22 protein-coding genes and 1 pseudogene are annotated in these 24912 nt (G+C 57.4%); 14 read left to right on the plus strand and 9 right to left on the minus strand.

The features are described 5' to 3' along the window. Positions 1 to 267 (minus strand): transposase (locus tag BUB54_RS09170; protein ID WP_139284853.1); only part of this gene is annotated, 267 nt, incomplete at its 3' end. 65 nt (positions 268 to 332) lie between these two features. On the opposite strand from BUB54_RS09170, the gene BUB54_RS09175 reads away from it, so the two are divergent. Together BUB54_RS09175 and BUB54_RS09180 are read left to right on the plus strand one after the other, a co-directional pair. Next, complete coding sequence (locus BUB54_RS09175) at positions 333 to 2447, plus strand: hypothetical protein (protein ID WP_199444758.1); 2115 nt, start codon at positions 333 to 335, stop codon at positions 2445 to 2447. 167 nt (positions 2448 to 2614) lie between these two features. Then, on the plus strand, positions 2615 to 3442 hold the full coding sequence (locus tag BUB54_RS09180) for an IS5 family transposase (RefSeq protein ID WP_048880383.1): 828 nt from the start codon (positions 2615 to 2617) through the stop codon (positions 3440 to 3442). 34 nt (positions 3443 to 3476) lie between these two features. Here the strand turns inward: BUB54_RS09180 and BUB54_RS20745 are convergent, their stop codons facing one another. The 4 genes from BUB54_RS20745 to BUB54_RS09195 form a co-directional block, all read right to left on the minus strand. Continuing rightward, positions 3477 to 3623, minus strand: coding sequence for a hypothetical protein (locus tag BUB54_RS20745; RefSeq protein WP_175556492.1), 147 nt, complete (start codon positions 3621 to 3623; stop codon positions 3477 to 3479). A gap of 195 nt (positions 3624 to 3818) precedes the next feature. Continuing rightward, complete coding sequence (locus tag BUB54_RS09185; RefSeq protein ID WP_048879833.1) at positions 3819 to 4757, minus strand: SphA family protein; 939 nt, start codon at positions 4755 to 4757, stop codon at positions 3819 to 3821. Positions 4758 to 4951: 194 nt separating this feature from the next. Beyond that, positions 4952 to 6229 carry an MFS transporter gene (locus BUB54_RS09190; protein ID WP_048879834.1) on the minus strand — a complete coding sequence of 426 codons (1278 nt, stop codon included), beginning with the start codon at positions 6227 to 6229 and terminating at the stop codon, positions 4952 to 4954. A 192-nt stretch (positions 6230 to 6421) separates the two neighbouring features. Then, entirely contained in the window at positions 6422 to 7195 is a 774-nt protein-coding gene (locus BUB54_RS09195; RefSeq protein ID WP_158320135.1) for a helix-turn-helix domain-containing protein, read from the minus strand. Positions 7196 to 7314: 119 nt separating this feature from the next. Here BUB54_RS09195 and mhpA point away from each other — a divergent pair, with 119 nt between their 5' ends. Genes mhpA through BUB54_RS22045 form a run of 5 tightly spaced genes read left to right on the plus strand, consistent with a single transcriptional unit; the run spans position 7315 to position 11901 of the window. Continuing rightward, entirely contained in the window at positions 7315 to 8799 is a 1485-nt protein-coding gene (mhpA, locus tag BUB54_RS09200) for a bifunctional 3-(3-hydroxy-phenyl)propionate/3-hydroxycinnamic acid hydroxylase MhpA (RefSeq protein WP_139284854.1), read from the plus strand. Positions 8800 to 8827: 28 nt separating this feature from the next. Beyond that, positions 8828 to 9676: a fumarylacetoacetate hydrolase family protein gene (locus BUB54_RS09205; RefSeq protein WP_048879837.1), complete on the plus strand. Its 849-nt coding sequence runs from the start codon at positions 8828 to 8830 to the stop codon at positions 9674 to 9676. Between the two features lie 4 nt (positions 9677 to 9680). Continuing rightward, positions 9681 to 10667: a VOC family protein gene (locus BUB54_RS09210; RefSeq protein WP_048879838.1), complete on the plus strand. Its 987-nt coding sequence runs from the start codon at positions 9681 to 9683 to the stop codon at positions 10665 to 10667. A gap of 41 nt (positions 10668 to 10708) precedes the next feature. After that, complete coding sequence (locus BUB54_RS09215) at positions 10709 to 11719, plus strand: NAD(P)H-quinone oxidoreductase (protein WP_241869436.1); 1011 nt, start codon at positions 10709 to 10711, stop codon at positions 11717 to 11719. After that, a complete protein-coding gene (locus tag BUB54_RS22045) occupies positions 11716 to 11901 on the plus strand; it encodes a hypothetical protein (protein ID WP_048879839.1) in 186 nt (61 codons plus the stop codon). The genes BUB54_RS09215 and BUB54_RS22045 overlap by 4 nt, the downstream gene beginning before the upstream one ends. A 187-nt stretch (positions 11902 to 12088) precedes the next feature. Here the strand turns inward: BUB54_RS22045 and BUB54_RS09225 are convergent, their stop codons facing one another. Next, a complete protein-coding gene (locus tag BUB54_RS09225) occupies positions 12089 to 12424 on the minus strand; it encodes a hypothetical protein (protein ID WP_048879840.1) in 336 nt (111 codons plus the stop codon). A gap of 691 nt (positions 12425 to 13115) precedes the next feature. On the opposite strand from BUB54_RS09225, the pseudogene BUB54_RS22050 reads away from it, so the two are divergent. After that, positions 13116 to 13190: pseudogene (locus BUB54_RS22050) on the plus strand (hypothetical protein); the annotation flags it as partial. A 165-nt stretch (positions 13191 to 13355) separates the two neighbouring features. Here BUB54_RS22050 and BUB54_RS09235 read toward each other — a convergent pair. Further along, positions 13356 to 13586 carry a DUF6429 family protein gene (locus BUB54_RS09235; RefSeq protein ID WP_048879841.1) on the minus strand — a complete coding sequence of 77 codons (231 nt, stop codon included), beginning with the start codon at positions 13584 to 13586 and terminating at the stop codon, positions 13356 to 13358. Positions 13587 to 13674: 88 nt separating this feature from the next. Next, positions 13675 to 13932, minus strand: coding sequence for a helix-turn-helix domain-containing protein (locus BUB54_RS09240; RefSeq protein ID WP_244890762.1), 258 nt, complete (start codon positions 13930 to 13932; stop codon positions 13675 to 13677). 368 nt (positions 13933 to 14300) lie between these two features. On the opposite strand from BUB54_RS09240, the gene BUB54_RS09245 reads away from it, so the two are divergent. Both BUB54_RS09245 and BUB54_RS09250 read left to right on the plus strand, forming a co-directional pair. Beyond that, positions 14301 to 14825 (plus strand): group I intron-associated PD-(D/E)XK endonuclease, encoded by a 525-nt coding sequence (locus tag BUB54_RS09245; RefSeq protein WP_139284855.1) that lies wholly within the window; start codon positions 14301 to 14303, stop codon positions 14823 to 14825. 14 nt (positions 14826 to 14839) lie between these two features. Next, positions 14840 to 16939 (plus strand): AAA family ATPase, encoded by a 2100-nt coding sequence (locus tag BUB54_RS09250; RefSeq protein WP_048879843.1) that lies wholly within the window; start codon positions 14840 to 14842, stop codon positions 16937 to 16939. Between the two features lie 77 nt (positions 16940 to 17016). On the opposite strand, the gene mobF is transcribed toward BUB54_RS09250, so the two are convergent. Next, positions 17017 to 19851, minus strand: coding sequence for a MobF family relaxase (gene mobF, locus BUB54_RS09255; RefSeq protein ID WP_073211495.1), 2835 nt, complete (start codon positions 19849 to 19851; stop codon positions 17017 to 17019). 471 nt (positions 19852 to 20322) lie between these two features. On the opposite strand from mobF, the gene BUB54_RS09260 reads away from it, so the two are divergent. The 4 genes from BUB54_RS09260 to BUB54_RS09275 all read left to right on the plus strand — a co-directional run bounded on the left by BUB54_RS09260 (position 20323) and on the right by BUB54_RS09275 (position 24834). Next, positions 20323 to 20709: a helix-turn-helix domain-containing protein gene (locus BUB54_RS09260; RefSeq protein ID WP_048879845.1), complete on the plus strand. Its 387-nt coding sequence runs from the start codon at positions 20323 to 20325 to the stop codon at positions 20707 to 20709. A gap of 331 nt (positions 20710 to 21040) precedes the next feature. Next, positions 21041 to 22738: a recombinase family protein gene (locus tag BUB54_RS09265; protein ID WP_241869437.1), complete on the plus strand. Its 1698-nt coding sequence runs from the start codon at positions 21041 to 21043 to the stop codon at positions 22736 to 22738. Between the two features lie 114 nt (positions 22739 to 22852). Then, a complete protein-coding gene (locus BUB54_RS09270; protein WP_073211498.1) occupies positions 22853 to 24145 on the plus strand; it encodes a tyrosine-type recombinase/integrase in 1293 nt (430 codons plus the stop codon). Beyond that, positions 24142 to 24834: a hypothetical protein gene (locus BUB54_RS09275; protein WP_048879848.1), complete on the plus strand. Its 693-nt coding sequence runs from the start codon at positions 24142 to 24144 to the stop codon at positions 24832 to 24834. The genes BUB54_RS09270 and BUB54_RS09275 overlap by 4 nt, the downstream gene beginning before the upstream one ends. Positions 24835 to 24912 lie beyond the last annotated feature (78 nt).

The following is a 24912-nucleotide window of genomic DNA, read 5'->3' on the forward strand; positions in this document are numbered from 1 at the left end:
AGTCGAGCGGCCACGCTTGGCAAGGTTTTGAAACAATCTCTCCCAAACGCCGCGCTCGGCCCAGCGCACAAACCGGTTATAAATCGTCGTCGGAGGGCCATATTCTGGCGGGCAATCGCACCAGCGGCAACCGCTTTTCAGCACATGCAGGATGCCGCTCAGTACTTTCCGGTCATCAACACGCGCTTTGCCGCGCACATCAGTTGGCAAAAGTGGCTCAATCTTCGCCCATTGCTCGTCAGACAACCAAAATAAATTCCGTCGCATGTGCCCTCCCGAATCGGGGACAGCGAATCATCAGACCAAGGAAATAGCAATAGAGTTATTGGGTTTTGACCCTAGAAATATCCAAAAACCTGCATGGTGATGACGCTCGACTGATCGATCTTTTCGCTCAGATTATTGCAGACTGTAGCTATCGCTGTGGCAAATTAATGCCGGATGTCCCATTATTTTGGCAACCGCATATTCTGTTTTCTTGCATTGCAGATTCTTCTAGTCTTGCTGAGTCGATGGACTCGCCTCAGTCCGTAGACGACTTTATCCATGTAGTAACTTCAGTGGAAGTGGATACAAAACGCCCGGGACAGTTTTGCTTGCATGTGGATGTACGCGCTGTATTCGCCGGGCTTAACGCAGCCAAAGATGGAGCTTTCGAAGTTAGATGTTTAATAGAAACAATTAAAAAATGTCAAGCCGTGTGTGGCTTAGAGTTGCCTGAAGATTTTGGACAGCGGCTGTCCCACTTCGCAGTAGAACCTGCTCGTTATCACTTAAGAATTACCCCCCAGAACGTAGATGTTCCTTTATATGTGGATCCGATTATTCCCTCTCCTACCGATTATAAGCTTGCACGCAAACAACTGGCCGCGGAAATCATGGCGCTTGGCTTAACTCCAGGGGAATATGATCTATCAGATGCTAAGGCCAGAATCGATCCAGCCAGCGCCAGCCTACGCCTTCATATAGAGAAGAGACTTGCATCTCTGAACAGGCACCAGCTTCTGCAGACATTCATAGAGCAACATGATGCACTGCTGGTTGCCGAGAGAATGAAAATCCAGCGAGTCCATCAGAGCCTTGCACACGCAGTGGAATACGACCGCTTAAATGCTGTTGAAAGTGCGCGCAAAGAGTTTGGTACTATGGCTCGCCACTATAGATACCTTCTGGAGAAAACTATCAGCTCATCAGCGACTAGTAATGGCGAAGTCACGGAGGGCATCGTGCGTGAGCTGGTGGGTTTGGTTGATTGGTACATGGTACTGACCGGAGCCAGCGACACTCTTCATAACGGCGTCGATGTGGGAGGCGTTAAGATAGACGAATCGTATATTCCAGAGATTTTCTATTCGGAAGGTTACGACAATCGGGAGGAGGCATTTTTACGGGAATATGCAAAGTCGAGGCTGGGGCTCGGTGCAAACGATGAGGATGCTGTAAAGGGTGAATCGAAAGACTTGCTGTCCTCAGAGAGACTCAAGAGCGCTTTCATGATTGATTTGGGTTTTGACCTACAGAACATGCTTACCGCTCTTGTAGTTTTGTCACAAGCTCAGCGCCACGGTTTTGGCGATGAACTTGCGCTGTCTTATGCTGCACCTCCAGGTCGTATCGCACAGGGACTAGCTGATAGCATTGAAGGACTTGACCTCGCCGAGGCTACAAAAATCACGGCATTTCTTACAATTACGGAAGCAGGCGTTCGTAGACTGTCGGGACGGGATGTGGACGAGGCTGATGTTCCTTACTGGGAGCACAACAAGCGAATCCATCGATATGCCATCAGGCCGCTGGTGCTCGATGGAACGGATTTACGGTGGGGAGCCGAGATGGCCAGTCGAGCAATGTACAACTGGATGTCAGCTGTACAAGACGGCTATCTCCCGGCGGACTTTGGATGGCCTAATGTTGAGCCGGTCATTCGTGAGGTTAAGGAGAGTATCGAAAAGAGGTTGGAGGTTCGCACTGAGGAGATATTTCGTCGGCATACTAAATTTGTCCTGCGAGGCATCGACTTCTTCAAACGGTTCCGAAGCGAGGGATTTGAAGACGTGGGTGATTTTGACGTCTTCGCGTACTGGCCAGATACCAACCTGCTCGTGACAGTTGAGTGCAAATACAACCAACCACCGTTTACGGTGAAAGATGGCCGCCGGCTCCGTGATAGGATATTTGGCAAGGCTGAGAACGATAGGGCTGGTCAGTTCAGCCGTATCCTACGCCGCAGGCAGTTTCTTGAACAGAACCGTTCAAAGTTGCTCAAACTGCTGACGTGGCCGCAATCGGAGACCGTCTCGTTCAGAAATTTCGAGCTCTACGTGAGTCGTGACGTGTACTATTGGATGGTTCATCCGCCTTACCCTGTCCCAACACAGTTTGTTCGAATCGACACCTTGGACACTTGGATCAAGACTGAACTGATCCCCCCCTGCCTCAATGACTGAGTATATCAGGAACACCACTTTAGCGGCTGCTTTCGGAAAAGTGCCCGGTCCCCTGGAGCGGCGATAATGGGCGCATACCGTCCGTCTTAGAGCCTGAACGAAAAAGATAGTTGAGCGATTTCAGTTGGCTGTGATTCTGTTGGTTTGCCACAACTGACGGAATCACGATGACTTGGACTGAAACCGCCCGTGCGCGATACTGCCGGGATGAGCTGCGCTATTCAAGCGACCTTACTGATGCCGAATGGGCGTTGATTGCCCCTTTCATGCCTGCGCCGGCGCCACGGGGACGGCCGCGCTCTGTCGCTCTGCGCGTGATTGTTGAAGCGATTCTCTATATGTTGTCGACTGGCTGCCAATGGCGGCAACTGCCCAGGGAGTTTGCGCCCTTCACAACGGTGCAGGCATATTTTTACCGTTTCAGCCGTGACGGCACGCTGTCGCGCATCAATCATGCCCTGGTCATGATGGCACGGGAACTGGCTGGACGCTCGGCATCGCCAACCGCGGGCGTGATCGATAGCCAGTCGGTGAAAACGACCGAGGCGGGCGGGCCGCGCGGGTTCGATGCGGGTAAGAAGATCAAGGGGCGTAAGCGGCATATCGTCACTGACACGCTCGGGAACCTGGTCGGGCTTGTTATCCATCCCGCCGATGTTCAAGACCGCGATGGCGCGCCCGGCGTGCTCAAATCCATCCGCAAGAAATATCCCTCGCTGCGGCATGTCTTCGCCGATGGCGGCTATGCCGGGCCTAAGCTGCAAGGACGTCTCGAAAAGATCGGGAAATGGACCATCCAAATCGTAAAGCGCTCCGACACCGCAGAAGGATTTGAACTCCTGCCACGCCGATGGGTTGTCGAGAGGACCTTTGCTTGGCTCGGCAGATGCCGCCGCCTCGCCAAAGATTTCGACGCAACAATCGCCAGTGCTACCGCATGGCTCCTACTCGCACACATCCGTAGGCTCACAAGAAAAATCACACACCAAAGTTAGAAAGGCTGGCATTCAGAGTCAGGCTCTTATATTTTTATTTTAGACGGCCAGGATGGGCGTCGTCCGCCGCTTTGGTGAAGAAAATGAGATTAGCCGCCAACTTCAGGCACAGGCCGTACCGGCAGGTGACGACCCTATCCGGCCATAGGGACGCCGCGACGAGAATCCCAATACCGGTCATTCGCTGGCGTCGGCCTGCAACGGCTCTGCCCCCATGACGGACATTTAGCCATAAATGATGTGATCTCGGAGCCGGACATTCTGTGCTACCTGCTGGTGGCGCCCTTGGCCTATCTCGGGCGCCAACCGCTGGTGACGCAGCTGGCGCCTTTCTAGCAATCTCCCGCCCTGGATGGCGGAGAGGCGCCCCGGTTGACTAGAGGGGGAAGAACAGGCGCAGTGAAACGCTCGTTCCGTCCGCGCCGGAATCCGACGCCGTGAGCGTACGGGTAAAATACCCTGTCGCCGTAAGAGGCCCGAAATCATACGCCAGCAACGCACCCATTGCGATCTCGTGTGGCGCACCGAAAGTAGGATGGCCGGGGCCATAGAAGTTGCCGGTGTTGCTGTCCGACGTGAACTGCGTGTCGTAGAACCCAACGGCTCCAGCTTCCCATTTGCCAAAATGCTTGGCCGCAGTGAGGTCAAGGAAGAGCTGGTCGCCAGACGTGTAGTCCGTAGCGTTGTTCTTGGTGTTGAAGTCGTAGAGCGCGTGCGCCGTCAGGTTATAGCCATTGCCCAAATAGCTGATCGACGTCTCGGGCTGGATGGTCCAGAAATTGTTCCCGACATTGACCAAAGACGTCTTGCTGTACTGTCCCACCGGCGGAAAAAAGCCGAACGCCGTGGTGATGAATAAATTCGGAGCCGGAGACCAGGACAGGTTGATCGGCGTGATGCCGGGATTGGCGAAAGCGGCTTTAGTGAAGGTTCCCTTAGGGTTGGGCGGCGGCAGGTTGGACACGGAGGTATTCACCATCGGGAAGACAACGAAGCCCATTTCCGTCACGCCATGGAAATTCCCCGGCAGACTCCAGATAAAACGGGGCGCCGTCACGACGGCCGTGACCTTCGCGCCATTGACAGCGCTCATGAATGGGTCGGTATTCTGTACTTCCGTGATCCCCGAAGTGTCCTCCAGCCAGAAGCCGGGGGGCGGATTAGCACCCGCCGGTATACCCAGCGAGGAGCCGGGGGCGTAGGCATATGGAGCGCCCGGCTCGCGTGCCGCGGCGGTGCCAGTTGCGGCCAGCATCGCGGCGCCGAGCAGAAGGCCAAGGCGCAGGGGGTGGGATGTGTTGGTGCTCGCGTGCATGATTTCCTCGGGCGTCTAATGTTTATTTCGAAACTTTTTGTGCTGCGCTGGGAAAGCCGGGGCTAGCGTGTCCCTGCCTTCGCGCCGACTGACGGCGCCGAAGGGGCGCGGTGCCTAAGCACCGGCGCGAAGATGTAGGGGGTTCGCGTAGACCGTCCGGCAGGCGGGGCGACGGGACCGCCCAGCCTTGATCTTTAAATCTCTGGTGCCTGCGGTTGCGGCACCGAAACACCGGCTTCGCGCGTTGTGTCCTTAAGCCGGGCCGGGGCGGTCTCGCGCAGGAAGAGGCTGTTGGAGAAGGCTGCCAGGACACCCGCAAGCGCGAGATACGGGATGTACTGGATGCCATAGTGCTGAGCCACAAAGCCGCCGATGATGGGCACGCCGCCGCCGCCGAAGATCTCGCCGATGCAGACCACGACGCCTGGCGCCGTCGCCATCAGTGCGGGCGGCACAGACTCCGCGCTGATAGGCCCGACGGTAAGCGCTACCAGCGAGTAAGTGAAGAACTGCATAACGAACATCAGCCCGAACAGCAGGTCTGGCGACGCGCCGGTCTGGATGAAGAGATAAAGCGATAGCGCCGCGCACAGGCTAGAGATCAGCATCACCGGTTTGCGGCCCAGGCGGTCGGAGAGCGGAGCCAGCACCAGCGCTCCGGCGGCGCCGCCAAAACCGATCGACGAGAGCACAAAGCCCATCGACGGCACGCTCAGGTGCAGATAGTCCACAAGATAGCTGGGCAACATCGCACCCAGGGTGATCTGGCAGGTCAGCAGGACGATCATGGCCATGATGTTGAGGATGATGTTCCTGTACTGGAACACGTCGGTCCATTTGTGGGCACTAGGGTCATGCACCACGGTGTGTTCCACATGAGCGAGTTCCGCAGGCGACTTCAGCACTCGGAACAGCATATACGCGACAGTGAAGCCGAACGGCGTGACCAGGACAAAAATCCAGCGCCAATCCATCACGTGCAGCAGGTTCGTCACCAGCAGCGGCGCCAGCGCCTGGCCGAAAAGCGGCAGCATCATCTGCTCGATGCCGATATTCTGGCCCTGGCGGCTGGGCTTGGACGCCTCCATGGTCGCGGCGATGCTCGGCGCCGTATAGGCGCCGTCGGCAAAGCCCATCACCGCCCGCAGCAGCAGCATCGTGATGAGGCTGGTGGCTAGGCCACTGATGCCAACCAGCACCGAGAAGACCGTGACCGTGATGAGCACCACCCGCCGGCGCCCGAACAGATCGGAAAGCCGACCGGCGAACAGGGCGGCGATACCCCAGGCTATCGACAAAACGCCCGCAATTTCACCGAGATTTTGGTAGGTGAAGTGGAGATCCTTCATGATTGCAGGAAACATCGGAAAGATCATGAAACGGTCGAGACCGACAAGACCAAAGGCAAGTGATAGCAAGATCACAGCCTTTACTTCGTATGCCGTGTCCCATGGCTGCGTTTTAGCGGACATTATGGTTCCCCAAGTTTTCTTTTCGCCTCTGGCGGCGTGTTTTTACCGGCCATGACGTTTTGTTTCTGGACGTTGAAGCGGATGCCTGTATTGCCAACATTTCATCTTCAAACCGGAGCCGAACACACTACCGGTCTGGCGCGCCAACCAAAACTTGGAACCGTCCACAAGGTGGACATCACCCGAGCCTTATCAATCGCTTGCTTCGGCCAGTTTCTGTTCGATGAGCGTCTTCGTCTCCCGCATCGGCTCCAGGCAGCGGGCAACGCCTTCCTCGGCGCTGACGGCGCGCGCCATCCAGATTACGCTGATGCAGCCCAGGAGCCGTCCGGCGATAAGAATGGGCAGGGAGAGCGAGCCGGTATGCGGCCAGATCTCGCCGCCTTGGCGCAGGCCGTAGCCACGCCGGCGCGTCGCCGCGATGAGACGGTTCACCTGGACCTCATTGCGGGCCAAAACGTCGTGGGGGTCCGACGATTTCGCGAGCATGGCGAGCAGCGCCTCGCGCTCCTGGGCTGGTGCGAAAGAGATGTAGGCGAGGCCAGAGGCGCAGGCGAGGAGCGGCAACTCACACCCGACCATGTTGCGGTCGATGGATAACGGAGCGACCCGGTGGGTGGTGTCATGAATCACCATCTTCATTCCCTCCAGCGTGGAGACATCGCAGGGCCAGGAAATGCGCCGGGTCAGGTCTGTCAGCGCCGGTCCGGCGATGGCTGTAATCCACTGCTCATCCTCAAACCCCTCGGCGAGTCCGCGCACCCGCAGGCGCAGGTGGAAATGCTCGTCGGCGGTGCGGCGGCCCACATAGCCCTCGTCCAGCAGGGTTTGTAGCAGCCGGTACACGGTGGCGCGTGGCACACCGGTTTCCCGCGCCAGGGTGAGGGCAGTGGCGCTGCCAAGGCGGTTGAGGGCGGCCAGCACGGCCAGGCCACGGTTAAAGGAGCGGATGGGCTTTGATTTCATCTCGTGCGTCCGCGCAGTGGACATTTTGAAAATCGACTTTGCCGTGCCTACGGCGCAGCGGCAAGGTCCCCGGCAACAACGATACGTTTTGCTGGAGAGAAAGTTCAATGACGGGCACTATGACGGGCCAGGATTATCCGCAGGAAGCCGACATTGTGATCGTGGGCTGTGGGCCGGTGGGCGCCATGCTGGCCAACCTGCTGGGTATGCAAGGCATAACCACGCTGGTCCTCGATCGCGAAGCCGCGATCTACAACCTGCCTCGCGCCATACAGTTTGACGACGAGGTGATGCGCCTTTTGCAGACAGCCGGACTCGCCGAGGAGATGGCGCCACTGGTGCGGGTGGTGCCGGGGATGCGCTTTGTCGATGACACGGGCCGCCTGCTGCTCGACTGGTCGCGCCCGGTGGAATGCGGCCGTCAGGGTTGGAGCGAGAGTTACCGCTTCCATCAGCCGGAACTGGAGCAGGTGCTGCGCGACGGGCTGTCCCGCTTCCCAGGTGTCTCGCTCCGCCTGCGCAGCTCCGTGTTCGCCATCGACCAGGAGCCTGACGCCGCCGTGGTCCGCTGCGAGGACCTTACGACCGGGCGGCTGCATCGTTGCCGGGCGCGCTACGTGGTCGGCTGCGACGGCGCGGGCTCGCTGGTGCGGCGGCTGATCGGCGAGAACATGGATGATCTCGGCTTCAACGAGCGCTGGCTCGTGGTTGACGTGCTGCTCAAGCGCCCGCGCCCGGATCTCGGCGACCACAGCGTGCAGCATTGCAGCAAGCAGCGTCCGGCGACCTATGTCCGCGGCATCGGCGAGCGCCGGCGCTGGGAGATCACCGTGCTACCGGGCGACGACGAGGCGCGCATCGTCCAGCCCGGCTTCGTGCGGGAGCTGCTCTCGCGTTGGGTGTCGCCCGAGGAGATCGACATCGAGCGTTCCGCGCTCTACACGTTCCGCTCCGCCGTCGCGACAAAGTGGCGCAGCGGACGGCTGCTGATTGCTGGCGATGCGGCGCATCTGACGCCGCCATTCCTGGGCCAGGGCATGTGCGCGGGAATGCGCGATGTCGGCAATCTTGCCTGGAAGCTGGGCCGGGTCCTGCGCGGCCTCAACGATGACAGCCTGCTCGACACCTACCAGAGCGAGCGTGCCCCGCATGTCCGTGAGTATATCGAGTTGGCGGTCCGGCTGGGCGGTCTGATCAATACCAAAGCCATGGCGGATGCCGTGCCGCGCAGCGTCCTGGACGGCGCCGAGGTCGCGCAGATGCGCTCGATCAAGCCGCGCCTCGGGCCCGGCATCGCCAATGGCTGGAACGGCCACTCCGGCGAGATCGCGCCGCAGCCGCTCCTGTATGGGGGCCAGCGCCTCGACGACGCTGTAGGGTACCGCTACGCCGCCGTGATGGAGCCGAGCTTCGCTGCACAGCTCCCCCGCGAAACCTGGGTCCGCCTGGAGGCCCGCGACGCCACCATTGTCACCGGTGACGGAGAAATCGGCGCTTGGCTGCGCGATGCGGGGGCTCCTGCGGTGCTGGTGCGTCCCGACCGCTACGTGCTGGGTGCCGCACATTCAAACCAGGAGCTGGCGGCCCTAGCGGCGCTTATCTGACACCCCCGAAAACCAAAGGAATATTCACGTGCAACTCATCTCATTCATCAAGGCCGACTGCCTCAGCTATGGTGCCGTGAAGGACGACGGCGTTGTCGATCTCGTGCGTCGTTTTGGCGATCGCTGGCCGACTTTGCGCGCTCTGCTCGCCGCGGGCGCGCTGGCCGAGGCAGAGCGTGCCGTGCACGACTCTCCTGCCGATTTTACGCTCGAGGGGCTGGAGCTGGCGCCGGTGATCCCCGACCCCGATAAAATCATCTGCGTTGGGCTTAACTACCGCGACCATGTCGCCGAGACCGGCCGCACCGTTACCCCCAACCCGGCGCTGTTCGCCCGCTTTGCTGGCAGCCAGATTGGCCACCTGCAGCCACTGATCAAGCCCACCGTCTCCGACATGCTGGACTATGAGGGCGAACTGGCCGTCGTCATCGGCAAAGAAGGCCGCCACATCCCGGCCGAGCAGGCACTTGAGTACGTGGCGGGCTATTCCTGCTACAATGACGGCAGCGTGCGCGACTGGCAACTCCACACCAGCCAGTATCTCGCTGGCAAGACATTCGCGGGCACCGGCGCCTTCGGCCCCTGGCTCGTCACCGCCGACGAGATTCCCGACCCCGCGGCGCTGACGCTGGAAACCCGGCTGAACGGCGAGGTGGTGCAGCACAGCGAGACGCGCCTGATGATCACTCCGGTGCCGCAGCTCATCGCTTACATCTCCACCGTCCTGCCGCTGCTGCCCGGCGATGTCATCGTCTCAGGCACGCCCGGTGGCGTGGGGATGAAGCGCACGCCGCCGCTTTACATGCGTGTGGGCGATGTGGTCGAGGTGGAGGTCAGCGGTATCGGCGTGCTGCGCAACACAGTCGTGGCGGAGTAGGACGATGGAACAGCACTCCGAATTTACGGCGCTCGGCTATCTGGGCATAGGCTCGGCGCGGCTCGATGACTGGAGCTCCTACGCCACGCGGCTGCTGGGGATGCAAATGGCGGATCGCGGCGGCACGATGCGCGCCTTCCGCATGGATGACCGCAAGCAGCGCCTAGTGGTGACCGGGGAGGCAAGCGAAGGGCTCGCCTTTTTGGGCTGGGAGGTGACGGACGCGGCAGCACTGGAACGGCTGGCGGCACGGCTTGACGCAAGCGGCGTGGCGGTGCGCCGCGCTCCGCACGCCCTGGCCGATGAGCGTCTTGTCGCCGATCTCATCCTGTTCGACGACCCGGCGGGGAACCGGCTGGAAGCCTTCCACGGCGCTGCCGTGGCGGACGAGCCGCTCCGTCCGGGCCGGCCCATTTCGGGCTTCCGCACCGGGCCGCTCGGTATGGGGCATGCCGTGCTCCACACCGAGAACACCGAAGCGCTGCTGCCCTTCTACCGCGACCTGCTGGGGTTTCGCGTCAGCGACTACGGCCTGACGCCCTATCCGCTCTACTTCTTCCACATCAACGGCCGCCACCACAGCTTCGCCATGGTCGGTTCGGGCCGGCGGGGCATGCACCATTTCATGGTGGAGTACTGCCAGCTCGACGATGTCGGCCAGGGCTACGACCTCGCGCAGCTTGAGGAAAACCGCCTCGCCTACACGCTGGGGCGGCACACCAACGACTACATGACCTCCTTCTACACCCACACGCCCTCGGGCTTTTTCGTGGAGACGGGCTGGGGCGGGCGTATCGTGGACCCGGCCACCTGGCAGTCGCATGAAACTTTCGATGGCCCCAGCCTGTGGGGGCATGAGCGCCTCTACTTGGAAGAGGCGCCGCGCGCCCGCCTGCGTGAGATGCGTCTGTCCGCCGCGGCGCGCGGCATACGTGCACCGGTAGTCCTGCCAGACTGCCCCTGGGCGCAGGAGATTCTCGCCGCCGGCTGAACCGAAGGCGGGAACTATAAAAAAATCAGGAGAGTGTATCCGTGACAACAATAAAAACTCTGCCGCTGGTCCAAGACGGCATTATCATCACTGCCGCTGGCGGGCCGGACGTGCTCCACGCCACCCGTTTGCCCGTGCCGGTCCCCGGCCCCGGCGAGGTTCTCGTAAGGGTCGCGGCAGCCGGCGTGAACCGGCACGACTGTAACCAGCGCCGTATGGGCCCCAGCTACGACCCCAACCCCGTCCCCGGCCTGGAGGTCTCGGGCATCATTGTGGCGCTGGGCGAGGGTGTGCCGCAAACACGGCTGGGAGAGCGCGTGGCCGCTCTCGTCCAAGGCGGCGGCTATGCGCAATACGCCCTCGGCCCGGCGGAATTGGCCCTGCCGGTGCCCGAAGGGCTGACCCTCACCGAGGCGGCGGCGCTTCCTGAAGCGCTGTTCACGGCCTGGTTCAATTTCTTCGACGTGCTGCGCCTGCGCCCGGGCGAACGTGTGCTCATCCATGGTGGCACCAGCGGGGTCGCCTCCCTGGCCATTCCCGCGCTCACCGCCTGCGGCTACGAGGTTTTCGCGACCTGCGGGAACGCGCGCAAATGCGAAGCGGCCATCGGCTTCGGTGCCCGTGCCGCCTTCGATTATCACGCCTCGGACCTCGCGGCACGGGTGAAGGGTGCCACTGGCGGGCATGGCGTGGACGTCATCCTCGACGTCTCGGCCGGGGCGCATCTTGCCAAAGACCTTGAGATGCTCGCGCCTGATGGGCGCATCGGCCATCTCTCGGCAGGCGGCGGCAAGCTGCTGGAAGTGCCGCTGCGCACGCTCATGGCCAAGTGCCTCTCCATCACCGGCTCGCTGCTGCGCCCGCTGCCGCTCACGCGCAAGCGGGTGGTCGCCGAGCAGGTGCGCCGCGAGGTCTGGCCGCTGCTGGGGACGCAGGTGCGCCCGGTGATCGCCGCGACCTTCCCGCTCCTGGACGCAGCAGCCGCCCACGCCGCGATCGAGCAAGGCGAGCACGTGGGTAAGATCTTGCTCACCGTGGACGCCGGACAATGAACAAGCTCTACTCCTCGCTCGAGGCCGCGCTGGACGGCGTGCTGTTCGACGGCATGACGATCTTGTCCGGTGGTTTCGGCCTTTCCGGCAATCCGGAAAGTCTCCGCCTATTTTCTATCAAAATGTTTGTTGATCCGTTCAATTTCAAAGATGAAATCCATCAAGGGGCTTTCAAGGCGTAAAAGCCACATCGAAAACATCAGGAACGCTGATAGGACGGCGAATAAAATCAGGATCAAGGTGATACATCTGCCCAGCCAACCATGAATATGGCCGACCTCCGCATAAATCAGCCATGTGCTGACTAAAGGCACGAACAGAAGTGTTAGGTATTTTGCTTTATGGTGGGATGGTTTCGCTTTCGGGACTTTAACCATGGCTGCCTGCTGGCCTGAGGTTTCCGCCACTCAAGTCGACGAAATCTTCTTCGTTTAATTGATGGAATTGCCGGAATGTATGCAAATACGTTTCCGCCGCTACAATTGCATCATGAGTGTTCTTGAACTCTTGCGGCTTTCCGCCTTCCTGAAGCAACCCCCAAGCATTTCCAGAAGAATTCTCATAGACAAGCGGAACTAAGACGACCCATGGCTTACCGCGTTTGGAACGACAGACTTCCGCTTCGCCGATACGAACAAAGCAGTTTGCATCGCGTTTTTGCCAAGGAAACTGGATGTTTTGCTTTGTGCTTTTTGAGGTTTTCAATTGGTATTCGTGCCTTTATGCGTGGACCGAAAAAAGTCCGCACACCACCAGCCGCACAAAAGATTGTGCGGGGCCTTGCTCTACGATGTAAGAGTGGGGGCGTGCTTCAGCTCATCCCGGCCGTTGGAACCGAGGTTTAAGGGGCAAAAATTACCCGCGGTTGTCCTGATGAAGCGATGCTATAATGGGGTTGGCGACATTTTGACCTCCGAGCGGCTCGTCGGCGGTACGCCCCCGCGACATGCTCTTCAACCCTGATCGGGGAGTTCGAAAACCGAGCTTAACCGGTCCCATGGACCTTTAGTTCGAGGAACCTGGACATACGTCCATGGCTCCCCGACCAACTGGTCAAAGGAATTCGGTACCATATCGGCTGATACCAAACCGTTAAGCTAGAGGTTTCGACGCCCCAGCTCTGCGCGTACAGAGCCGGAACCAATATAGCATGCTTAATTTAACTTAAAAGAGGCACAACGAATTCAGTCGAACGCCATCATTTCAAGAAGCCAGCTTTGAATTCGATACATTTGAAATGTCTCCATCCGCCGAGCACCGCCTTGCTGAACGCGATGTGATGGGCTGTTCTCGCGTGCGTTAAGCCGCGATGCAAACCACGAGGATAGCCACGTGTCGATGCAGCGCATGGAGATCGTGACGGGGAGCGGCATGTGTCGCCGCCGGTCGCTGTCCGCTGTCCGCTGTCCGCTGTCCGCCGGAGGATGTCGGCGGACCGTGGGGATGTGAAGAATTCCTCAAGGCAATCGCGGACCCGTCCACGAACGTTACCAGGAAACGGTGGAATGGCGGGGCGAGGAGGGCTTCGATCCGACCGCCATCGACATCGCCTCGATCGAAGCGAGGCTCAGAGAGCTCGGCCGACGCTGGGCACCAAGATCCAAGGCGAAGTCTCGACGGAAGACCGGGTAGCCACCTATTCCGGCCGCGTGAACAGTGCCCGAAACATCTCCTCCGACCGCTTCAGACCTTCGTCCGTCAGGACCAGCGACTTGGCCTTGTTCACCGGGTCGGCGATCAGCCCCTTCTCATAAAGACGATCCGTCACATTCCAATCGAAGCTCTTCCACGCGCATCGCTCGTTGTGCAGCGTCAGCCACAGCAGCGCCAGAACGGCATCGTCGATCTTGTCGGTGTCAATCTCCATGCCACCACTTTAGCACAGACAATCATGCCTGCCTCGGCGCTCGGCGGAGGCTTACTTTGAAATGTTATTTTGGTTGGATTTATCGGAGCTAGAACGGTTGTTGAGGCTTGAAGCCGACTTCTCCTGCTAAGCCAAAGTTGATGCCAGCATTCTTAAGCGCGGCCTCTATGGCCTTCAGATTACTAACATTCAACGGCGGGGTTTCGGTGGGCCCCATGGATTCCGCTTTAACAATAGTCATTCGAGATACGCCTGCTAGGTTAGCAAGTTCCTCGGCAGTAATTCCAAGATATCCCCGCGCCGCTCTGATTTGACCACTTGTAATCATAGAATCACCATTCGGCACGTATCTACTGACTAGCGACAAAAAAATCTACGCATAAAGAAAATTATACTTTTTGATAAAATAAATTATCATTTTGATTGTAATTGGTCGAGGAGCTGTGTATTGTGTTTTTGGGGATGCGCTTTTGCCCCACCTCCACTGAAAACCAACGGCTGGGGAGTGTGCGCTAACACACTGTCCCAGCCTGGCCCAACGCATAAAGGAAAGACACTATGCATCAGGTTAAGCCAATTATGCCGCAACGCTGCGGCGCCGACCAGTCGACGCCCGCTTCCTCTTGTCCCCGGACGCCTGTCCGGCCCGAGGCCAACCCAACCCAGCGATATCCTTTTGCCGACCGCCCCAACGGTGACCCAGCACGCGCAATTATGACAGGCCAAGCGGGCGTCAATCTCGTGCTATCATGCTTGCTGGGCTGGGGTGTGGCGACACACCCGGCCATGGAGGGGCTTCCCTACGACCTCATCGTCGACGTACCCGACCTCGATTTGCTGCGCATCCAGGTCAAGACAATGAGCTATCCGCGCAATGATTTGTGGTCATTTACGATGAAACGGGGCTTTTACCGGTCGAGGAAGGGCATGTTCGCCTATGGCAAAGGCGATTTCGACATCGCCGCCTTTGTATGCCTATCGCTGAAAAAGCTGTTTTTCGTGGCGGCACCTATCTCCCGTATCTCCGTGCCCACCGGGGCGGTGCTGCATAAAGATTCAGAGACCGCTACGTTCCACCGCGCCATCCAGACCATCCAGAAGCGCCGCTTGGCCGATAATCTGGCCTGGCTGGCGTCAATGACACCCGCCCCCACGCCCCCCGCGCCTGCAGCGGCCTCCATACAACCGGTTCCCGGTCGCACCCGTCTGTCCGCTCAATCATTGCTGCTCGTGCACTAATCAGGGGAAATTTCATGTCAAAACATATGCAGATGCCGCGCGCTTCGCGCGCGGCCGGGATGGATGCTGTCTTGCCGCTTGAGGACGAGCTTTTCGAGGATGCGCCAGAGTTTGCGAAGCCCGCTTTGCCGCCCGAATGTGAGGCGCTTCTGGGCTGGCAGATGACGCAATCTGCCCTGAAGCCGTTCAACTTTCGCTTGCCGCTCGGATTCTACGTCGTGCTGGTCCATGACCAGAGCTGGGTCTCGGTTGTGGCTGAGATGCTGCGCACGGTCTATGTTTACGGCCCGTATTGCCGACCTGACCAAGTCGACGCACCGCCTATCCAGAGGCCCAACATCCAGCTCCTGGGAGCGCGTACGCCCATCACGACTGTTAAAATCCCTCGCGCCGACGACGCCAATAATACCACGAGCCGGGTTTCCATTGAGGCCCGCATCGCCAAGTTTCTGGGCGAGGGAACGTCCGCGTGCTTTGTGACCAGCGACTTGTCGGAATTGCCAACTCCCCTGCAGGCCATGGCTGACCGTGTTATCGAGGTTCCCGCACCCTCCCGGCGCTTTCTGAGGGCGATGCTGCGTAAAATTGCGCCGCCTCACGGGAGGCTGGATTATCGGGGACTAGACTGCGCTGGCCTTACACCCACCATGCTTTCGCTGGCCTACCGCAACGGCACCAGCGCCCAAGGCTATCTCCAGCGCCTGCACCGCCTCTTAGCAACTGGCCAGCCGCAGCCATTGGCGCGTCAAAGCAAACCCATCACCCCTCTCTCTGCCCTGCATGGTGTCGATGACGCCAAAAGCTGGGCCAATGAACTCAAAGCCGATCTGGGTTTGTATCGCGCCGCAAAACTGACATGGGATGACGTGCCAAGCAGCGCTTTGTTCAACGGCCCGAGCGGCACCGGCAAAACCAGTTTGGCCCAGGCCATTGCCGAGGACTGCCAGCTGAATTTCATCGGGACCAGCTATTCCGATTGGCAAAGCGCCGGCAGCGGGCATTTGGGTGATGTCATTCGTACCCTGCGGGCCGCATTTGCAGAGGCCCGCGCGCGCAGGCCGTCCGTCCTGTTCATCGACGAGCTAGATAGCATCGGCACACGCAAGGCTGGAAGCGCGCAGCGCGAAGAATGGTGGCGGGTTATTATCAATGCGCTTCTCGAAGAGATGGATGGCCGCGCGGATAATGAAGGCGTTGTACTCCTGGCCGCCTCCAATCACCCGGAGGCCATCGACCCGGCCATCCTGCGCTCAGGACGGCTGGACCGGCACATCGCTGTGGCGTTGCCAACGGCCTCTGCACTTGCCGCCATTTATCATGACCAACTGGCTACCAGCCCCCATGACGGCACCCTAGATTTTGCCCAGCTGGGTGACTTTAGCGCGGGGCTAACGGGGGCTGACGTCAAGAAACATTGCGCTGACGCCCGCCGTCGTGCCCGGCTCGCAAAGCGCCCGTTGACGCAGGCCGACGTTATTCAAGTCATCACAGGCGAAGAAAGTTCAGCGAGCCCGGATGATTTATGGCGCATTGCTGTGCATGAGTGCGGGCACGCCATTGCCGCTTATAATTCACCAGCCCTTGAGGTCGGCATGCTGTCGATTTTACGGCGCGGGGATATTGCCGGCAGCGCGACGTTCAAGCTGCGCAGCTCCCATGTGACGGCGGACTCCCTGCATGCCTATCTCATTGCCATGCTGGCGGGGCGGGCTGCGGAGGAGGTTTTGCTTGGCCAGGTCAGCTCCGGTGCCGGTGGGCCGGAGGGGAGCGACCTCAGCCGGGCGACGCGTCTGGCAGCAGAGGCAGAATTTTCACTCGGGCTCGGCGAGGACCGTCTGGCATGGCTCGATCTGTCGCAGCCTGGCCGCCTGACTTCGCTTCTGACAACGCGCCCCGATGTAGAACGTCTAATCGCCACGCGCATCCGCGATGCATACGCCGCTGCCAAGGCGCTTATCGAAGCCCAACAGCAAACGATCCTCAGATTGGCACAATGCCTGCTCAAGGCCCGCGTCATGAGCAGCGCCGACATCCAGCGATTTGTTGGCGAGGTCAGGTGCAGTTCCGTTATCAAATTGCCCTTAGCAACAATGCCCCGTCAGACAATACATTAACAACCAAGCACTCGGCATCCGGGGGAAGGCTGTGACGACGGCCTTCCCTCATCTACATATCAGCCAACATATCCCCCCTACATGCTCGGCCCTGGCAGTTCATCGCTGGCTGGAGTGGCAGTGGAGCTATCAATGACCGGCGCAGGCGCATAAGCGTTCAGTTCGGCTGAAGTCTTTAACCCGCCTCGGCCCTGAGACCCTACCTCGCCGGGATAGTTTTCTTTACGTGCAAACTCTGCATAAGGCGGCACTCTGACCTGACTTTCACCTGTATTTGGGAGCTTACTTGTTTCAGGCACCAGCTTGCGCGCGAACTCACGATTAAGCTTCGGTCTAGCAATCGCTACTGCTGGTGTCAGAACATCCAGCGCATTACGCGGCCGGGTGACGCGCTCCATCGACTTGCCGACAATGGTCGCAATAGCCGTATCGCTGCGCATATCTTCAGCTTGCACCGGGTCTTCCATTGCATGTTTGCTCACATTCAGCACGCTATCCTCAAAACGTGGGACGCTACTTTTGTCGATAAAGACTTCCAGGCTTTCCCGGTGACGTGTCATTGCCACCAAGGCAGAACGCCGGTCTTCTTTCGAAGCAAACCATAACGTACGTTCCCAGGTCGCGCCCTGCGCGGCATGAGCCGTTACCGCATAGGCGTGCTGCATGACAATTGGCTTGCCTTTAACACCACTATTCATCAACGCGTCTGCGCTACAACTGACTTCGCGTCCATCTTCAAGGTAAAGCGTCAAATATCGGCTCTCATGGTCAATATTTTCAACAACAATGCGGCTGGCGTTGCGCAGCACGATTCCGCCAACATGTGCCTCCGCCCCCAAAATCAGCTTATCACCAACGGCCAATTTCAACTCCACCGGCTTTGAACCTTTTTTCCGACCTCGCGGAAATGCTTTGATGGTCAAATCCGGGCCATGCACAAGGCCAATACCACGCGCCACTTGCCGAAAGACTGCGTTCAGTGCCGTTACCTGGTCGTTTGTTGCCGCTAGCCCAACCGCGTCCCCATGTGCGCGCTTATAAGCTTCCACCATTTGGCCCAAGACAGCGTCTCTGTCGTCACCAACCCTGATGTCCCCACGTGTCGCATACTCATGCAACGCGTCGGCGATTTCGCCGTCCTGTGCCTTCATGCTGGCCTTGCGCTGCCAATCATGCCGCTGCCTTCGGATATAGCGGATTTGCTGGCTGCCTATGGCATCACTCAATAGCGCCAACGGATCTCCGCGCGACACAGAAGCTATCTGATTGGAATCACCTTGCAGCACCAGTTTTGCACCAGCAGCATTTACTCTCTGCAGCAACTCAAGCATCTGAGCTGTACTGCTCATGCCGGCTTCATCCATTAAGATGACGTCGCTGGCTTGCAACGCGAGTTTACCTTTGCGCAAATCAGATAGAAGCTTATCAAGCGCTAGACATAGGCCGTCATGGTTCAATTCACGCTTCAGAGTTTCAGCGGCAGTCCAACTTGGTGCCACCAATATCAAACACCGCTTGTCACAGGCGCATGCGGTCTGTAGCCCACTCGCCGACGTTGTCTTGCCGACCCCAGGACCGCCTTCCACAACAGCGACACCGTTCGCCGCCAATGCGTGGAGGATGGCAGTGCGCTGTTCATCGCTGAACTTATCATTCGACAAAGCTGCCGCTAGCGCCGGCTGGCTGAAGCCGACACTCAAATCGTTTTGTCTGCGCTTGGCGACGGCTATGACCTCCTGCTCTTGGTCAATAACGGCCTGCGTCGTCATGAGACCATCGTACTTGAGGTAAATGATTTCTTCACTCTGCATAACACGTTGAAGCTCGATGCTCACCTCTGTGGCCGTGCATTTTCCTACGGCAAGGGAGAGAGCCTCGGCTTCAATCTCGGTTTCCTTAAAAATGGACTGGTTCAGGAGAAGATTGGCAATTGCTTGTTGAACAACGTCAACACCGTTCGCCTTACTTTCTTGTGCCGTTCGACTGACAGGCGTCCTATCAAGTTGGCACCACAAATCGTTCTGCTGAACGCCAATCTCTAACGCTTCTTTCTGCCAAAGCTCATCCAGCAATCGAAAGCTAGGCAAATCATCCTTACTGCCACGCGTCTTCAGCGCGAGTGCATCTATTGCCTTCAAATGACCTGCTGTGTGAGGCAAGCCGGTCTTTTTTGCGGCCTTTAAAATCTGCTTACGCCGCTTTGACCATCTATCCGCCAATTCCGCCGGCTGTCCCTTGAGTATAAAATTGTGGTCCCGGTCAGACTCTACTGCCACGCCACATAGCTCTAACCGCTCCGCAAGCTTCAAACGGAACAAAGCCCCCATGGCTTTGTGCACTTCGCAAAGCTTTTCATTGTTGATAGCCCTGATTGAGCCGTCTGCACGTTGTCCTATATTCAACAGCGCCGCATGGATATGTGCCTGAGGGTCACCTTCGCGGCTGGTCCTGTGGCGATAGAGGGCTGCCACCAAGCCACTCATAGACTCGCGCTTTTTACCGCCTTTCCCTGTGCGGGCTTCAAGCAAGCCACGTCCGAGTATCTCGCCCAATGCTTCCCGAACGGACGCCATCAGCATCTTGTCTAGCCTCGCCCGTTGCGGTGCATCACTGACCGTCCATAAAGCCGTCCAGGGCTTTGGCGCGCTGAACGTCAGGTCGCATCCGGCGCGGTGTTTATCGCCTCGGCCAGTGACAATCCTCCTGCCAGTAACCGGATGTCGTCCCTGGGCCATGCGTTTCACGGCGATAGCTTCCGCCGTGCTGCCGTCCTCTAAAATCCAGCTCCCCGGACACCAGATTTGGCCGGGTGGCTCCTCGTTCGAATCAGTGTAATAGGCTAATGTCTGGCCTGCTTTCTGCGTGCTGTCTGTCAAATATTCGATGGACGAGAGCGGTGTAACCTTCAACATACTTTATAATCTCTTTTGCGCTTTAAATTGTTTGGAAATGCTTTGCGCTCAGAGAGTCGCACTCTTACCCGCCAGCCTGACGCATCACTTCCAAATGCAACGCTAAAGAATCATATTCAAAGAACACAAGAAAATTTTGACAGCCTACAATAATAATTCACCAACCAAAGCTTTTCATGTCGACCAAAAAAATGAACCCGCAGGGTGCGTTCGGTGTGCCAAAAGAATGAACTGTTTGAGGCAAGCGCACCTCAAACAGGCGGGAAGGTAGCTCTGCTCAAATGAGGAAGGTTCATCTAGCTGACGATATACGAACATCATTATGATTTAGAATGACGTTGGCGGGACTAAGATAAACCATATCCGGAGATAAATCCAAGCTATTTATTTTAATATTTTCTGTCGATTTTTCTGGCTTTGAGAATCTCACTTCAGGCTTTGTGAGGAGGTAGTCAGAGAGGACACATAACGATGAATGACGAAGATTTTGCGACTAAACTTGACGCTGCTTTTGCGAGCCTTCTGGCAAAGCCACGGGAGCCTCGAGGTCGGCGCGCTATTCTTGCCGCGCAGATTGAGAAAATCAGAGAAGCTATTGCACGCGGTTACACGGTTAGTGAGATTCTTGACGAACTGCGGGCCCATGGCGTGCATATTTCCCGCGCTCTTCTTCGTCAGGTCATGGCGGAGGCTGACAACGCAAAGCAAGGCAAGAAGCCACGAAAGCAACAGGTGGGCGTGCCCTCGTCACAAGAAATGCCAAAGCTAGTCAACGTACCTGCAGGGCAAGTTTTTCCTGGTGAGCCTGAGCATGAAGAGGTGCCCCTGAATTTCGTCCTTACCAACGGCGAAGATTAGTTCGATTGGCGAGCGAGCACGGAAGATGGCCAACAATTTTCAAACAAGTCAAAGGCAACACTTTAGCCTTGCGGAAGCCCCAGTACAAAGCGGCGAGCCGAACTTGGCCATCTTACAATGTGCAAGTCGCCACTCAACTGTAGTCGTCATTCAGGCCCGAATTAAAGCGATGGAGGGCGCAAAATGAGACGCCCTCAACCGTCTACTCAATTTGACTGTTTCATGGTGTCAAAAACCTTGAAGGGCCAGGATGAATGGCAAATATTAGACGGCTTGCCTCCCGACATCCCTGTCAGCCAATCCGAAATTGAAGTGATACAAAGGTACTGCCGTGACGCCCTTGAAACCATCTTCCGCTCAGCTCCTCATGCCAGCGATACGCGCAGCCCTATACCTGCGCGTATCGACAGGAAGGCAGGCAGAAAATGACCTCTCGATACCCGACCAGCGGCGCCAAACAGAGGCATATTGCCTTGCCAAAGGGTGGGTGGTCTCGGAAGCGTTTATCGAGCCTGGCGCATCGGCAACAGATGATAAACGACCAGAATTTCAAAGGCTCATGGAGGCTGTCTCCGCGAAGCCAAAGAGATTTGAAGTCGTGGTCGTCCACTCGTTTTCTCGGTTTTTTAGAGACCATTTTGAACTAGAGTTTAACGTCCGACGTTTGCAGAAGCTGGGCGTTCGTTTGGTCTCAATCACACAGGAATTAGATGATAGCCCTTCATCAAATATGATGCGGCAAATCTTGGCGATGTTCGACGAATATCAATCCAAAGAGAACGCCAAGCATACACTAAGGGCAATGCGGGAAAATGCCCGGCAAGGATTCTGGAACGGCTCCCGCGCGCCATTTGGTTATCGCGCAGTGGAGGCGGAGAAGAGAGGGCAAAAGGTCAAGAAGCGGCTCGATATTGACCCTGTCCAGGCTGAAGCTGTGAGGTTGATTTTTGACCTATACTTAGACGGCGACGGCCAATCAGGCGGCCTTGGCCTCAAAGCCCTCGTAAACAGATTAAATTCGCAAGGCATGCGGACCCAATCAGGGGCAAAGTTCTCCTGCAAATTCGTCCACGAAGTTTTGACCCGGCCGGCCTATACCGGGAATCACAGGTTTGACGTGACTGAAGCCAAGACTGGGCGCAAAAAACCTGACGAAGAGATGATTGCGGTAAAGATTCCAGCCATTATCACAGCCAGCCGCTTTGCGGCCGTGCAGGATAAGTTAAGGCTTAATGCTCCCCGCGTGACAGCCCCTCGGATTGTGAATAGCCCGTGCCTGCTGACCAGCATGGCTGTCTGCGCAACATGCGGCGGCGGCATGACGCTGCGGACCGGAAAAAATGGCCGATATAGATACTACACCTGCGCCTCGCAGGCTCGCAAAGGTAAGACCGCCTGCAAGGGGCGGTCAATTCGCATGGACCTGCTCGACACACTGGTAATGCAGCACTTGGCCGAGCGTCTTCTGACAAAGGAGCGCTTAGGGGAGGTTTTGGGATCGCTGCTGGCGCAGTACGCGGCCAATCAGAACAGCGATGCTGCGCGCGCTGAAAGCCTTCGTACCGCTGCACGGGAGGCTGAACAGAAGCTTCATCGCATGTACGCCGCCATCGAAGACGGCATTATCGAGCTCTCCGACCCAACCCTTAAAGCGCGCCTCGACGCACTTAAGGCGCGGCGCGATGAGACAAAACGGCTTTCTGAGATGGCAGACGCCCCGGCTGGGATTGCGCCGCACATTACGGAAGAGATGATCGACAATTTCGCGCGCGGTTTGCAGGGAAGGTTACTAGACGGGCCCGTTGCCATGAGAAAGGCATATGCCCAAGCGATTGTAGATCGCATCGAGGTAGACGACCGAGAAATCCGAATTTTTGGCCGTAAGGATAAGCTGCTCAGCCAACTGATGTCCGAAAAGCCAAAACTACGTTCAAAAGTTCTCAGTTTTGGACGGCAATGGCGTCCCCAAGGGGATTCGAACCCCTGTTACCGCCGTGAAAGAGACGTTTATAAGACTGTCTCTGTCTAATCTAGTCAATTTATACTGTTGGTTTATATAGTATTTTATTCGTCCGTGTTTGTTCTTGTATAATGAGGTGTAACAATATATATTAGACATATATTTGACATTTGAGGTGATTAGATGGCCCGCACTGTTCGCGATGCCAGACTTGAAAGCCGGAACGCCCGAAGCACCCTGAAACCATCGGGCAAGCCTTACTATCGGTCTATCGATGAGGGATTGCACCTAGGCTATCGCAAAGGCGTCCGCGGAGGAGGCAAGTGGGTTATGCGCCGCTATTTGGGCGACCAGAATTATGCTGTTGAGGTTATCGGCACATCTGACGACAACCTGGACGCGGATGGCGAAGAAGTCCTCACCTTCTCCCAGGCCCAAAATAAAGCACGGGGATTGTTTATCCAAGCGCGTCGCCGCGCTGCTGGACTGCCTGAAGACGCAGGCCCTTATACAGTCCAAAAGGCCGTTGAAGAATATCTGGTCTGGTTGGAACAAAGCCGGAAGTCGGCCAAGGATTCTCGGTCACGCGCCGAAGCGCTAATTTATCCAATCTTGGGAAGCGTGGAGTGCGCGAAGTTGACGAATGTGCAGATCCGCAACTGGCGAGATGGCGTGGCCAAGGCTCCCCCCCGCCTGCGTACCCAAAAAGGGAAAGAGCAGAAATTCAAGGAGGTTGATCTTGATGACCCTGAAGAAATCCGGCGCCGCCAAGCATCTACTAACCGCGTCCTGACAATCCTGAAGGCGGCTCTCAATCATGCGTGGAGGGAACACAAAATTGCTTCCGATGACGCTTGGCGCCGGGTTCAGCCGTTTAAAGAGGCTGACGCGGCTCGCGTGCGTTATCTGACGCTTGCCGAGGCTAAGAGACTGATAAATGCCGCACAAGGTAGCTTCCGCCCGCTGGTTCAGCTGGCGTTGCTCACAGGTTGCCGCTTTGGGGAGTTGGCTGCACTGAGGGTTGCGGACTTTAACCCTGACTCCGGAACACTGCACATTCGGACCAGCAAAAGCGGCAAAGGGCGGCACGTTGTACTGACCGAAGAAGGGGTAGCGCTGTCTAAAGCGCTAACCCTGGGCAAAGCCTCTACTGACCTGCTCCTTACCCGTGACGGCGGGGAGCCTTGGAAGAAATCAACACAGACGCGCCCGATGGATGAAGCGTGCAAGGCCGCGAAGATCGCACCGGCTATCGGCTTTCACATACTCAGGCACACCTATGCTAGCCTAAGCATCATGAACGGCGCCCCCCTATTGGTGGTGGCCCGCAACCTCGGACACGCTGACACGCGGATGGTTGAGAAGCATTATGGTCACTTGAGTGCAACCTACATGGCCGAGGCAGTGCGGGCTGCGGCGCCACGGTTTGGGATGGAGCGAGGCAATAACATCACACGAATTGAGGACGTGGCATGAGCCGGGCAAGCGGTACGATGGTAGATGATAAGATTAGTTGTGAAGAGTTTACGGCTGAAATAATCCACACGATCTTGGAATCGGGAGTAATGAAGTCAGGGAATATCCCGAAGCAAGGCGATCCGGCATGTGAAGCGCTTGCAGGACTATGCAATCACTACCGTAAGGAGGTATTGTTTACGAACGAACCTTGGCAAGCTAAGAAGCAGAAAAAAAATAAGATTACAAAATCAATACAATCACTTCTCGCATTACTGCCTGAATATCGTGAAAGTTATAAGAGCAGGGTGTCGGAGGCTGAGTTGTGGGTGCGAGAAAGTACAGACGACGCAACCCGTGAGATTCTGAAGAATCTTTTCAAGAGAGCAGATATTGAGAGGCAAGTATTTGAGAGCCTGTTGAGTTCTTTATCCCAGGCAATCGATATGGATATTCCCAGGCTGGAGGATGAACGAATAGCTAATGGAGATGGGAAGCGGACAAATTGGGACGAACCTCTATACCTCGTGTTCAAGGGCCGCGTTCCCTCCGCATCAGACCGGGATGCGTTCCGCTTCATAGCTGCTGTCAATAATAGAATTCGTGGGATTTGTGCTCCAATCGAAGAAAGCAAGATAGAATCTATACGCCAAAACCTAATGACACGGGGAACGCTTAGGCTTGAATTCCGGCCGTCCGGTGACTTTTAGGGTATGTAGATAACACAATCATCTGTTTCTACTATGTAGAAACGCCACTCAGCCAAATTTACAAATTCAATTCAGAAT

The organism is Acidocella aminolytica 101 = DSM 11237 (assembly GCF_900129125.1).
Classification (GTDB): domain Bacteria; phylum Pseudomonadota; class Alphaproteobacteria; order Acetobacterales; family Acetobacteraceae; genus Acidocella; species Acidocella aminolytica.